Raw genomic sequence first — 13,004 nt, 5'->3', positions numbered from 1 at the left:
TTCCTGTAATAATTCGCTTAAGCACGAGGACTCCCTGTTATCTTGGTTCTACGGTTAAGTTGATGTTTTTAACTTCTTTAATCACTTCTGGATCTTTAGGTAATGGGAAAGAAGCCACTTTAGCAACTGCGCGTTTTGTCGCGGCACATACAATGCTGTCGCCACCCAATACTTTAAGATCGCCAACTAGTGCGCTTTCTCCGGCTTGGATCAAGCGCAAGTTCACGCGACATTGCTTTCCCCGAAAGCTATCCTCCACCAACAGGTTCTGTTGGATAAGCTGTCGGTATACTAAGCCGTATCGATCTTTTTCAGACTCTATATACTTGCCTCTTGCAGAATCCATAGCCTGCTGCTCGACTTGAAGTTCGTCAAAGATACTATTAAGCGCATCTTCTTTTTGCTTGCGCTCTTTTTCAAGTTGCTCAAGGCGCTGTTGCTCTTGTTTCGCTTTCTCTGCCGCTTCTTTCGCGGCTTGCTCTTTCTTCAAGCGATCCTGTTCAGCTTTTTCTGCTCGCTCTTTTTCGATGCGCGCTTTTTCTGCCGCTTCTTTAGCTGCCTTCTCTTTTGCAAGACGCTCTTGCTCTGCCTTACGCTGCTGCTCTTGAGCCTTTTGACGCTCTTGTTCCGCTTTCACGCGTTCTTGTTCAGCTTTTTTCTTTGCAGCTTCTTCTTTTTTGCGTTTGTCTTCGGCTTCTTTTAGCGCTTTCTCTTTTGCCTTGCGCTCGCGTTCGAGTTGAGCTGCCCTCTCTTTTTCTTTGCGAACTCGCTCTTCTTCTTTCTTGCGCTCGGCTTCCTTCGCTTTACGCAGCTTTTCAGCCTCACGAGTCGCTTTAGCTTCTTCCGCTTGCTGCTGTTTCAGCTTACGAATTCGCTCTTCTTCAGCTTTGCGATTTTTTTCCAGCAACTCAGTCTCACGACGAAGCTTATCCAATCGTTCTTGCTCTTTCTCTGAGGCTTGCTTTCGTTCGTTGCGAATTTTCTCTGCTTGCTGCCTGACAAGTGCCGGGTCAATCACGATGGCTTCCACCATTTGACCACTTACCGCCTGCTGCTCTGACATTTGGAAATCGGTTCCCCAAAGCAAGGCCGCAACCAGTAAACCGTGTAGCACGAACGATGCGATGATTGGTTTGGAAATTCCATTTCTGGATTTGTTGGCGCTTCTCATTACTGCTTGCACCTACTCACTTATATCCGTTAATAGTCCCACTTTGGGTATTCCCGCCTGCGCCAGAGAGTCTAAAATCAACACAATCTCAGCATACGGTGTCGATGCGTCTCCTCCAACCGCCACTGGGGTGTTGGGGTTGATTTCTAATTCAACTTGAATGCGCTGAACAATCTCACGGATTGATAAACCTCGGCTAAATTCTTCATCATTAACGCTTAACCCCAAATTGCCATCTGCATCAATCTCAACAATGATAAAGCTCGCATCACTATCACCTGCCAAATCAGCGGCTGATTGAGCAGCACTGGCATCCGGTAAATCAACTTCCACCCCTTGTGTAACAAAGGGCGATGTCACCATGAAGATAATCAAAAGCACCAGCATGACATCAATGTAGGGAACCACGTTAATCTCCGCGGTCATCTTGCGCTTTTTACGCTGATAACCTGCCATAACTATTCTCTACCTGCCATTGCTTGACGGTGCAAAATGCTGTGAAACTCTTCAGAGAATGTTGCGTAGCTGTGTTCCAGTTTACCGACTTTGGTGCTGAAACGGTTGTAAGCCATAACGGCTGGAATCGCGGCAAACAGGCCCATCGCCGTGGCGATAAGTGCTTCTGCAATGCCTGGCGCCACCATAGCTAGTGTGGCTTGCTTAACTGAGCCTAACGCAACAAAGGCATGCATAATGCCCCATACCGTGCCAAAAAGGCCGATATACGGAGTGATTGAGCCAACCGTTGCCAAGAAAGGCAAATGCAGTTCTAAATCATCTACTTCTCGAGCCACTGCAACTCTCATAGCACGTCCGGTACCTTCCATAACGAAATCAGGTGATGCAGAGTTGGTTTTTCTTAGGCGGGCGAACTCGGTAAAGCCTGAATAGAAAATTTCTTCACTTCCGGAAAGCTCATCTTTGCGAACTTTTAAATCTTGATAAAGCGTTGACAAGTCAGCGCCTGACCAAAATTTGTCTTCAAATGTATCAGCATCCTTCTCAGCTTTTTTTAGAGCCTTACTGCGCTGGATTATCATTGCCCAAGATACAACAGACATTCCAAGCAACGTCAACATGACAAGTTTGACGAGAAAACTGGCTTGGAGAAACAAATCAAGAATAGATAAATCAGCAGTCACTACGATGATGCTCCGTTTAACAAATAATTAGGTATGGCGACAGGTTTCATAAGTTCAATATCAACACAGGCTAACTTAACTCGCGCTTTACACAAGACTTTGCCGGCAGTATTCACAATTTCTTGACTGAAAATGACTGTTGCCCGTTTTAATTCAACAATCTGTGTTTTCACCGTCAATTGCTCGTCAAGTCGAGCGCCCTGTAGAAAATCAATATCCATGTGTCGGACTACAAAAGCCAGGTTTTGTTCCAAAAGGATTTGTTGAGAAATTCCAAAAGAACGAAGTTGCTCGGTTCGAGCTCGCTCGAAGAATTTGACATAGTTTGAGTGGTACACCACCCCACCTGCGTCAGTATCTTCGTAGTAGACCGTTATTGGCCAATCAAATACCTGTGTGTTAGTGAACACGCCACACGCCAAAGTTACTAAATTCAGTAGCCTACTATAACGCAACTCAATAGTGTCAGTGCAAGCGTAAAAAGGAGATTTACTAGGTGGGAAGCCAAAAATAGCGCAGACTCCACAGAACTGCGCTTTTCGACTGGTGACAATTAGAACAACTCGTTATGCAATGTAAACAATTGTGAAATACCCCAACACCACAACCGAGATTATTGGGTGAAACAAGTATCTAAATACACGAGCATTAGGTTTGAATCCGATCCCTATGATCACACTACTGCACAAAGCCAAAACAAAGGCACTAAGTGATACAAAATTGAACCCACCGACTTGAGTCAAATACTGCTGAGAATCCCCCATCAGTAGTACCAAATGGCTTATTGCTAGAAGTATCACAATGCCACGGCCAATAGGGCCGTAGCATTGTTTTTCTAGCAAGTTCTGAATTTCGTTCAGAAAGTTAGTCCTCACTGTCCTTATCCATCATTTCTGAATGCTCTAACCAAAGGGCATTGATGATTCCAAAAGCACAGGCTAACAATACACCGAGTATCCATGCGAAATACCACATAACTTTGCTCCTTGGTTAGTACAGTGAATTTTTGTTTTCTTCGATGAATTGCTCATCGAGACGGCCAAACATTTTGACGTAACTCCAGATGGTGTAGGCCAAGATAATTGGCACCATCACAACCGCGACACCTGTCATTAGCTGCAGAGTCAGCTCACTGGAGGTCGCATCCCACATCGTCAAACTGTGGTTTGGGTTCAAGCTTGAAGGCATAACAAACGGGAACATGGCAAAGCCAGCGGTCAAAATCACCCCTGCGTTAGACAAGCTTGAAAATAGGAAAGCAAAACCACCACGATTGAGCTTAGATGCAACCGCCGCCAGCAAACCCATTACCACACCCAGGATAGGTGCTGCCCACAACAGAGGATAAGCATCAAAATTACGCATCCAGGCACCGGCTTCTTGGATTACTTCTTTGTTTAAAGGGTTCGATGGTGCATTGTGGTCCATGGTACCAACAACTGCATAGCCCTCTAGGCTTTGGATCCAAAATCCCGCCAGGACAAACAGAACTGCTGTCGCTAGTCCAGAAAGTTGGGTCGTCACTCTTGCGCGGCTATGTAGCTCATCGGTGGTTTTCATTTCAAGCCATGCCGCCCCTTGCATCACTATCATTGCTAAGGATACAAAACCACACAATAGGGCAAATGGATTAAGCAAGTGGTAGAAGTAACCGTGGTAGGTTGGCATCAAGAAGTCACTAAGTTGGAAAGGAACTCCCTGCAACAAATTGCCAAATGCCACGCCAAAAATCACTGGTGGCACGATACCACTGATTGCGATTCCAATGTCCCACGCCTTACGCCATTGTTTATCTTCAATCTTTGAACGGTAGTCCAAGCCAACTGGTCGAAGCCACAATGCTGCCAACGTTAAGATCATCGCAAGGTAGAAGCCAGAAAACGACGTTGCATACACTAAAGGCCACGCCGCGAATAACGCACCACCTGCCGTGATCAGCCAAACTTGGTTACCATCCCAGTGTGGGGCTATTGAGTTAATCATCACGCGACGTTCATTGTCGCTTTTGCCAATTAGTGTCAGTAACGCTGCGACACCCATATCAAATCCATCTGTGACTGCAAAACCGACGAACAACACGCCAATCAGCACCCACCAAACAAATCGTAGAAATTCGTAATCAATCATCTTGTTCCTACCTTATGCTTCTACTTGTCGACCAACGCGAGCTTCAACAGAGTCGTCATTCTGCTCAAAGTGGTAACGGCCTGTTTTCAGACTACTTGGACCTTTGCGTGCAAATTTAAGCATTAAGTACACTTCAGCGATTAACAGCACTGTGTAGAACGCCAATATCATGCCCATTGAAATCCAAATTTCAGTCGCTGTTAGAGCAGATGCCGCAACATCCACAGGTAGGATTTCACCTACTGCCCAAGGTTGACGACCATACTCAGCAACAAACCAACCCGCCTCAACAGCAATCCACGGTAGGGGGATACTCCATAATGCGGCTTTTAACACCCAAGGTTTTTGCTCAATTTTGTGGCGACAAGTTTGAACAAAGGCTGCGCCAAATACGAACAACATGATAAACCCACAACCAACCATGATTCTGAATGACCAGAACAATGGCCAAACCGTTGGAATTGAATCATCTGCAGCCGCTTGGATTTGCTCTTCAGTCGCGTCTACTACGTTTTCGGTGTATCGCTTAAGCAGTAAGCCGTAGCCCAAATCACCTTTTACTTCATCAAACGCGGCTTTGTTGGCTTCTGTTTTTTCTCCAGCTCGCAGCTTTTCCAGCAGTTCGTAAGCCATCATGCCGGTGCGAATACGTTCAACGTGTTCCTCACGTAAATCGCGAAGCCCTGTTACTTCTTCAGTCAGTGAACGTGTCGCAATAATTCCCATGACGTAAGGGATCTTGATGGCGTACTCAGTTTCCATTTTTTCTTGGTTTGGAATACCGATAACCGTGAACGCTGCAGGTGCCTCTTGGGTGTGCCATTCAGATTCAATAGCCGCCAATTTAACCCGCTGAACTTCACCTAACTCGTAACCAGATTCATCACCAAGAACAATAACTGACAAAATCGCTGCCATACCGAAAGACGCAGCAATAGCAAATGAACGGCGAGCAAAAGCAACATCTCGTCCCTTAAGCAAGTAGTAGGCACTAATACCCAACACGAACATGGCACCTGTGGTATACCCTGACGCAACCGTGTGAACGAACTTCACTTGCGCAACTGGGTTAAGCACTACGTCAGCGAAACTGGTCATCTCCATTCGCATCGTTTCGAAATTGAATTCAGAACCGACCGGGTTTTGCATCCAGCCATTGGCAACCAGAATCCACAGCGCTGAGAAGTTTGAACCAAGGGCCACTAGCCAAGTGACAGTCAAGTGCTGTCTCTTACTGAGACGATCCCAACCGAAGAAGAAAAGCCCGACAAACGTAGACTCTAGGAAGAATGCAACCAGTGCTTCAATGGCAAGTGGCGCACCAAAAATGTCACCAACATAGTGAGAGTAGTAAGACCAGTTGGTACCAAACTGGAACTCCATGGTAAGACCGGTGGCAACACCAAGGGCAAAGTTAATACCGAATAACTTGCCCCAGAACTTGGTCATGTCTTTGTAGATTTGTTTGTCAGTCATGACGTAAAGCGATTCCATAATAGCAAGTAGGAACGCCATACCTAACGTCAGTGGGACAAATAAGAAGTGATACATTGCCGTGAGTGCAAACTGCAACCTCGACAATTCAACTATGTCGAACATATATGCTCCTTAGCGTCGGCTGTGACACCAGTACATCTAAAGCACGCTTCATCGAAATCAAAAATGTGTTGGAAAGTGATGAATTGTTACTTATTTGTACTTTTTGGTTGTAATATTGTTAAAGCAATATCTAATACAGATATAACTAATATTACCGACAAAAAGAAGCCAGACGCAAAGGAAGGTTATTTATTAAACGTCTTTGATTTATATCAATTTTACATATAGGATTGACACGTTTTTTGCCTATAAACGTGCCGAATTATTCCAATAGAGTTAACCATGTTATTAATAGGTTAATTCGGCGAGGTGCTTGTTATTGTGCAATTCTCACACAGCAACATCTCATTCGCTTTTGTAACCAAATATCCATACAAAAAAGTTGTGATTATTATATGGATTTTTGAAGCACGTCACGCATGGGCTACAAATTAATCGGCTTTATCGATCCCAAAATGCAGGTATGCTCTGTCAGTCGCGATTCTGCCTCTAGGTGTACGCTGTAAATAGCCTTGCTGAATCAGGTAAGGCTCCAAAACATCTTCGATTGTGTCGCGCTCTTCACCAATTGCTGCAGCCATGTTGTCTAAACCAACCGGACCGCCAGCAAATTTTTCCATTATCGCGAGCAAAAGCTTACGGTCCATGTAGTCAAAACCCTTCACATCCACGTCTAACATGTTAAGCGCTTTGTCGGCAATGTCAGCGTCAATATGGCCGTTACCCTTAACTTCAGCGTAATCTCTTACTCGTCTCAATAAACGATTCGCAATACGTGGTGTCCCTCTAGCACGGCGTGCGATTTCCAAAGCGCCGTCTGCATCCATACCTAAATTCAAGCAATTTGCACTGCGCTGGACGATGTGCTGTAGATCAGCCGTTTTGTAGTATTCCAATCGCTGTGTGATACCAAAGCGATCACGCAATGGTGAGGTCAATGAACCCGCTCGTGTTGTTGCGCCGACAAGGGTGAAAGGTGGCAAATCAATTTTAATCGATCGCGCAGCCGGGCCTTCACCGATCATTATGTCTAGCTGGTAGTCTTCCATTGCTGGATATAGAACTTCCTCCACCATCGGACTAAGGCGGTGGATTTCATCAATGAAAAGTACATCGTTTTCTTCGAGGTTGGTTAGCAGCGCTGCAAGATCGCCCGCTTTTTCTAAAACAGGGCCAGAGGTGGTGCGAATATTGACGCCCATTTCATTAGACACAATGTTGGCCAGCGTCGTTTTGCCCAATCCTGGTGGTCCGAATATCAGCAAATGGTCAAGCGCTTCGTTACGCAACTTAGCCGCTTTGATGAAAATTTCCATTTGGTCACGAACGTGATCCTGGCCCTGATAGTCTTCTAGTGACTTAGGGCGAATCGCTCTATCGATTGCCTCTTCTTCTTTAAACTGAGGGTTTTCTGGAGCTATCAACCGATCCGCTTCAATCATTATGATTCCTAACGTCTAATACAATAACGTGGCCATTAGACCATTGACTTTAATGCTTCGCGAATCAGCGATTCACTGCTCATTTCTGGTTGCATGACCTGAGAAATGACTTTTGAAGCTTGAGCAGGTTTGTAACCTAGTGCCAGCAACGCGCTAAGTGCTTCCTCCTCCACCGCTTGAGTCGACACCTGACCAGAAGAGTGATCGATACGTTCAACCGTTGGTTCGGTAAACAAGTCTCCTGCACCCCAACCTTTTAAGCGATCTTTCATCTCAACAACGAGGCGCTCTGCGGTTTTTTTACCAACCCCCGGTAGTTTAACTAGAGTAGAAATATCTTCGCGTTCTACACAATCGACAAACTGCGACGCAGTCATTCCAGATAAAATTCCAAGGCCAAGTTTTGGACCAACGCCGTTTGCCTTAATCACTTCACGGAACAGAGCTCGCTCATTGACGGTATTAAAGCCATACAACAATTGTGCATCTTCACGAACCACAAAGTGAGTATAAATAATCGCTTCCTCACCGACATTTGGGAGGTCATAAAAGCAGCTCATTGGCATTTGAACTTCATAGCCAATACCGTTCACTTCAATGAGTAGTTCGGGTGGTTGTTTATCGATTAATAATCCGCGTAGACGTCCAATCAAAGTTGTGTCCTCGGTGTAAAGTAGGAAGTTGATGGCAACGATAATAATCAATCACTGGATGGATAGCCAGTAATTAGTGTTTAGATCGGCACCTCAATCGTCTATTTGTAACGGCCGCGACGCGCACTACTGGCTTTACCAGCCATCGCAACCAGAGTTTTGTTGGTATTGGCATGGCAGATCGCCACGCCCAATGCATCTGCTGCATCGGATTGAGGTTTAGCGCTGAGCTTTAACATATGCTGCACCATGTGTTGAACTTGCGCTTTATCTGCACCACCAGTTCCCACTACAGCCTGCTTGATCAATCTCGCTGCGTATTCATAAACAGGTAGATCTGCATTGACTGCTGCAACGATAGCACTGCCTCGCGCCTGGCCAAGTTTTAGTGCTGAGTCGGCGTTTTTCGACATAAATACTTGTTCGATGGCAAACACTTCGGGTTGAAACTGTAAGATGATCTCAGAGATACCGGCATAAATTTGCTTCAGCCGACCCGGTAACTCTCCTTCTGAAGTTCGAATACACCCACTGCCTACATACTGCAAATGTCGACCTTGTTGTCTTATCACGCCATAGCCAGTGACTCGCGAACCTGGATCTACCCCTAGAATTATGCTCATTGCCAATCTCTAATACTCAAACGGCTAGGATGATAACGTGTTTGTATGGACTCGAACAAGGTGAGTTAGGTCTTAGCCCACAGTGATCAACGAACGACTTGATGGCCCGCCTTCTAAATATACGTCGTAAATTCTACTGGGTTGAGAGGTAAGCTTTTCTCCAGTCCAGTAATCGAACCAGAGGACCGGCCTTGTGGACGTTAGAGTGATTTCTTGGGCCGACGATCGGCTGTTAAACAAACAATGTAGTTCATTTTTCTGTGAGATTTGTAGACGACCGTAGTTCGAAGTCAAGGATGGAAACTGAACCGATTGTTGAGAATGTTTAAGGCGCAGTGCCAGCTTTTTTAGGGTTTGCTTGGCAAATGGAGTGAGATCAGATACGGGATCACCGGAAAACAGTACCCCTCCGATTGCCAAATGTACATCTCTCAAATACTGATAACTTTTTCGGTCGGCAGTTTGATTGGCAAGTGAAACTACCGTAAGGGCTGCAGGATGGATGTTCCATAAATTACCGTGTTGCCAGCTGCGCTGAAACAGTTCGTTGGACAACTGGATAAATCGACGGTCAGTTCGCTCGATATCGTCGGTAACTCTCATCATATCGGTGAGGCCAAGTGACGGCCATAGTGGCGCGTTGCACAGACAAAGTTTAGCGTTGCCAGCACCTTCAGCAATGGCCATCAGCCCCATCCGGTATGCTTCTACGCTCGTGACTCCCGCAAGTTCTCTATTCCCCTTAAGGCACCCCCACATCGCGGCATCAATTTTAAATAACTCAAAACCCCACTCAGCAGATAGCGTTTTGAAAAGCTGGGTAAGGTGCTCTTGAACCTCCGGTTTGGACGCGTCTAGGGTGTACCAAGGTGAGCGCCTCCACCCCACTGCACCCGTTTCCTCTGATTTTTGTGGAGCGCCATCCGAATTTTTCACAAACCAATCTGGATGGGATTGAAACAGTTTTGAATCAGCTTCTGCGATAAATGGCGCTATCCACAATGCTGGTTTCTTTCCCAACCTTAAAACGTCGCCAGCAAGTTTTTTTAGTCCGTGAGGGAATCGATTTGAAGAGAGTAGCCAATCACCCATTGCCAATTGGTAACCATCATCAATCATAAAATACGAATAGTGATCTAAGTCTTCGGGCACTTTTGTTAATTCGGAGAGTAATGCATCTCGGCTGATTTGGTCGTAATACGCATACCAAGTGCTCCAACCTCTAATTTGGCATGACCTCGCTAAGTTCCGACTAGGGTGATTGAGATTGATGGCTCGACTGTAGCGTCGATACAAGGAGTTCAGATCTGAATCAAAAAGCAGTACAACCGATTCCAAATAAGTATCTGGCCACTCAGCAGGATATGTCCCCTCACCATCAATGTACGCCACTATTTCTCGTTGATTTTGGTGGTGGTTAATTTCGAAATAGCCAGAGAATCGCTGACAGCTGGTAAAGCCCCACAGAAAAAAACCGATTGCACTCTCGATGACGAGGTAGTTGTAAAATCGCTCAGAATGTTGAGATGGATAAACTCTAAGTTGCGGGTTATTGTCAGATAGGCGACCAATCCCGATTGGTGAGTCGATGGTCCCTGAATATTGGGACAGCATTTGAAAACCGTCAGCAGCAATTTTAGCACTTGATTCAAACTCAGCCGAAGAGCGAAAAAGTTCAAATCGCTCTCCAACAGGATCGTTACTTAGCCCGACAAAATGAAAGCGAAACTCGTCTCCTTTTTGCGTTGCAGCAACATTAGACTGAGTCACTTTGACTTGCCTATGTGTATCGAGTCTATAATTGCCGGACATGTAAGTAAAATCAGAGAGTTAACAAATGGCGCAGATTAGAGCATTTCGCTGCGCTGATTGTCTATTGATTGCAACATGAAACTTGACTCAAAAATGAAACATAAGTGCAATTAGTTACACAAACGAGTCAAACTAACAAACTTGAAACGTTCTTGTGAAATTAGCAGCGAGTGTGCGTTGATCTTTCACGGTTAATTATTTCGAACTAGGTGTCCCTAGATAACAGGCAACTTAACATGCAAACTATCGACGTTTCCTGGCAATCTATTGTCGTATTTCTGCTGATCTTACTGGTCCCAGTATCATTGAACCGAATGATAGGGGTTAAAGTAACTAGAGATGTTGTTATCTCAATGTCTCGTATGGCAATCCAACTGTTGATGGTCGGTGTTTATTTAAACTACCTCTTTATTCTGGATTCTCTGGCGGTAAACACCCTGTGGCTACTTGTTATGGTAGTCATAGGTTCAAGTGCGATTGTTAGTAAAGCTAAGCTTCCCTACAAGCCGTTGTTTACTATGGTTACACTAAGCATTCTCGTTTGCCTATTACCCGCTTTAGCTCTGCTTTTGAGTATTGCAATACAGCCTATACCACTTTACAGCAGTCAGTACATGATTCCGTTAGCTGGGATGATTATTGGTAACAGCATGACCTGCCTCATTTTAGCTCTGCAAACTTTTTTCACTCTATTCTCCGAGAGACATGCAGAGTATCAAGCAGCCATTTCTTTAGGTGCTACACCGGAATATGCCACTCGATCATTTGTGAGTCAGTCAATTGAAAAAGCACTCGCGCCAAGCTTGGCATCAATAAGCGCAACAGGGTTGGTGACACTACCAGGTATGATGACTGGTCAAATTTTAGGTGGTACTGATCCTCTGGTTGCCGTGAAATATCAATTTCTAATCATGGTCGCGATTTTTAGCGTCTCAAATCTTTCCATCGCAGCCTGTTTAAAACTTATTTGTCATTACGGTTTTAGCACTTCTGGTGCGTTGAAGTTCTCTTTATCAAGCTATCGTTAAACAATTTTCGATTTATTCTCGCGGTCAGTTAAGAAAGATCTTGGCTTTAAAAGTGAAATAGACGCTAAGTGACTAAAACTAATAAAGTAATGTTTCCACGATTTCATCCTTATGGTTATCCACAGATTCTGTGGATAACGCTATTGTCAATACACAGACAAGATTTTATGAGCAAGCATCATAAAAGTTTCATGATTGCGACATTGCATATTCACCAAATGCCTTAAAAATTCTGATGAAGCAATGGAGGAACAAAGCATGGATGTTCACATCGACAGTATATTGGCTGCAGGTACATCGCACTCGGCGAACGTTCGATATGGTAACCCTAATGTAGATCTGAAGAATTGGCTGAAAATTGAAATAAACGGGATTGATAGCAGTTTAGCCGAGCCAACCGACACTCATCTCATGAATCTTGAGCAAGAACTATTGAATAAAAACAATCGGTTTACACTTTGCCGCTTGATACAAGACCTAAGTTATCGTTAGAGTAACGTTTTCATCTAAACGAGAAAGGTCATGACCACATTAGTCATAGGTGGTGGATGGCTTGGGTTACCGCTGGCCTGCGCTTTGGCCAACTCCCAAGACGTTATCGTAACCCATACTTCTACTCACAAGGCAAATGCAACCCAACAAGCGTTCCCGCAGCTGACTGCAATTGAGTTCAACATCAATCAAAGCTTATCAACTAATCAGCTGGCTGAACTGTGTTCAAAGTATGGTGTTAAAGTCATTATTGGTGCTTTCCCTCCGGGTTTGCGAAAGAAGCCAGTACAAGATTACGTGGGAATGTGGCGATACGTCGCTCAGCAAGCCAAACTAGCTAATGTCGAAACATTGCTAATGGTTAGCACTACGGGTGTGTACCCTAGCCGACAGGGTCAAATGGTGGAAAACGACGCTTCTCTCTCCCTTGCCAAGTCTTCGGCGGATTTTTCCGATAAGTCATCAGTATTACTAGACGCTGAGCAGCAAGTTATTGGCAGTGGTGTTCCCTATTTCATTGCGCGCTTGAGCGGGCTAGTTGGACCGAACCGCGATCCTGCAAATTTTGCCTCAAGACTTAAGTCAGTGAGTGACCAAGCGCCGACAAACATGGTCCACCAATCCGACGTCATTCGAGCGATAACTCATATACTGACTCTCGAAAAAAATGAGGTGTTTAATGTGACAACACCCAATACCGTCAGCAAAGCTGAATTCTACCAAGCGGCACTTGATAAAAGAGGCGAATCACTTTCTGAAGACGTGCTGACTTCGGTACCAGACAAAGAAATATGTGCAGATAAGCTCTCGAAAACCGGGTTTAAGTTTCAACATCAACACGTTCTAGATTTGATCTAAGATATTCAAAATATTAAACGCGCAAACAAAAGCCGAAGTCAGACTTCGGCTTTTTTT

Annotated in this window: 14 protein-coding genes and 1 pseudogene; 3 read left to right on the top strand and 12 right to left on the bottom strand. The window is 44.9% G+C overall.

The annotated features are described in order from the left end of the window. Nucleotides 1-37 precede the first annotated feature (37 nt). The 12 genes and pseudogenes from tolA to ACXAFJ_RS04325 all read right to left on the bottom strand — a co-directional run bounded on the left by tolA (nt 38) and on the right by ACXAFJ_RS04325 (nt 10,527). A complete protein-coding gene (gene tolA, locus ACXAFJ_RS04380) occupies nt 38-1,171 on the bottom strand; it encodes a cell envelope integrity protein TolA (RefSeq protein ID WP_475321684.1) in 1,134 nt (377 codons plus the stop codon). Nucleotides 1,172-1,183: 12 nt separating this feature from the next. Beyond that, a complete protein-coding gene (tolR, locus tag ACXAFJ_RS04375; RefSeq protein WP_475321683.1) occupies nt 1,184-1,627 on the bottom strand; it encodes a protein TolR in 444 nt (147 codons plus the stop codon). Between the two features lie 2 nt (nt 1,628-1,629). After that, on the bottom strand, nt 1,630-2,313 hold the full coding sequence (tolQ, locus tag ACXAFJ_RS04370) for a protein TolQ (RefSeq protein WP_475321681.1): 684 nt from the start codon (nt 2,311-2,313) through the stop codon (nt 1,630-1,632). Next, a pseudogene (ybgC, locus tag ACXAFJ_RS04365) lies at nt 2,303-2,735 on the bottom strand (tol-pal system-associated acyl-CoA thioesterase). The gene tolQ and the pseudogene ybgC overlap by 11 nt, the downstream one beginning before the upstream one ends. 144 nt (nt 2,736-2,879) lie before the next feature. After that, a complete protein-coding gene (locus ACXAFJ_RS04360) occupies nt 2,880-3,188 on the bottom strand; it encodes a cyd operon YbgE family protein (RefSeq protein ID WP_475321680.1) in 309 nt (102 codons plus the stop codon). Then, entirely contained in the window at nt 3,178-3,288 is a 111-nt protein-coding gene (gene cydX / locus ACXAFJ_RS04355; RefSeq protein ID WP_475321679.1) for a cytochrome bd-I oxidase subunit CydX, read from the bottom strand. The genes ACXAFJ_RS04360 and cydX overlap by 11 nt, the downstream gene beginning before the upstream one ends. Nucleotides 3,289-3,303: 15 nt before the next feature. Then, entirely contained in the window at nt 3,304-4,440 is a 1,137-nt protein-coding gene (cydB, locus tag ACXAFJ_RS04350; RefSeq protein ID WP_475321677.1) for a cytochrome d ubiquinol oxidase subunit II, read from the bottom strand. 12 nt (nt 4,441-4,452) lie between these two features. Further along, on the bottom strand, nt 4,453-6,039 hold the full coding sequence (cydA, locus tag ACXAFJ_RS04345; RefSeq protein ID WP_475321676.1) for a cytochrome ubiquinol oxidase subunit I: 1,587 nt from the start codon (nt 6,037-6,039) through the stop codon (nt 4,453-4,455). A 431-nt stretch (nt 6,040-6,470) separates the two neighbouring features. Beyond that, nucleotides 6,471-7,481, bottom strand: a complete 1,011-nt coding sequence (ruvB, locus tag ACXAFJ_RS04340) for a Holliday junction branch migration DNA helicase RuvB (RefSeq protein WP_475321675.1) — start codon at nt 7,479-7,481, stop codon at nt 6,471-6,473. 35 nt (nt 7,482-7,516) lie between these two features. Next, a complete protein-coding gene (gene ruvA, locus ACXAFJ_RS04335) occupies nt 7,517-8,134 on the bottom strand; it encodes a Holliday junction branch migration protein RuvA (protein WP_475321673.1) in 618 nt (205 codons plus the stop codon). Between the two features lie 101 nt (nt 8,135-8,235). Further along, nucleotides 8,236-8,757, bottom strand: a complete 522-nt coding sequence (ruvC, locus tag ACXAFJ_RS04330; RefSeq protein WP_475321671.1) for a crossover junction endodeoxyribonuclease RuvC — start codon at nt 8,755-8,757, stop codon at nt 8,236-8,238. A gap of 72 nt (nt 8,758-8,829) precedes the next feature. Continuing rightward, entirely contained in the window at nt 8,830-10,527 is a 1,698-nt protein-coding gene (locus tag ACXAFJ_RS04325; protein WP_475321669.1) for a glycoside hydrolase family 36 protein, read from the bottom strand. A gap of 278 nt (nt 10,528-10,805) precedes the next feature. Between ACXAFJ_RS04325 and ACXAFJ_RS04320 the strand changes: the two genes are divergently transcribed. From ACXAFJ_RS04320 to ACXAFJ_RS04310, 3 genes are all read left to right on the top strand, one after another. Next, a complete protein-coding gene (locus ACXAFJ_RS04320; RefSeq protein WP_475321667.1) occupies nt 10,806-11,597 on the top strand; it encodes an ABC transporter permease in 792 nt (263 codons plus the stop codon). Between the two features lie 258 nt (nt 11,598-11,855). Further along, nucleotides 11,856-12,089 carry a hypothetical protein gene (locus tag ACXAFJ_RS04315; protein WP_475321666.1) on the top strand — a complete coding sequence of 78 codons (234 nt, stop codon included), beginning with the start codon at nt 11,856-11,858 and terminating at the stop codon, nt 12,087-12,089. Nucleotides 12,090-12,119: 30 nt separating this feature from the next. After that, nucleotides 12,120-12,947 (top strand): NAD(P)H-binding protein, encoded by an 828-nt coding sequence (locus tag ACXAFJ_RS04310; RefSeq protein ID WP_475321665.1) that lies wholly within the window; start codon nt 12,120-12,122, stop codon nt 12,945-12,947. The last annotated feature ends 57 nt before the right edge of the window (nt 12,948-13,004 follow it).

The organism is Vibrio sp. ABH4_348, assembly GCF_056159765.1.
Note: the sequence above shows the minus strand (reverse complement) of the source record. Positions and strands in the feature narration are given on the sequence as shown.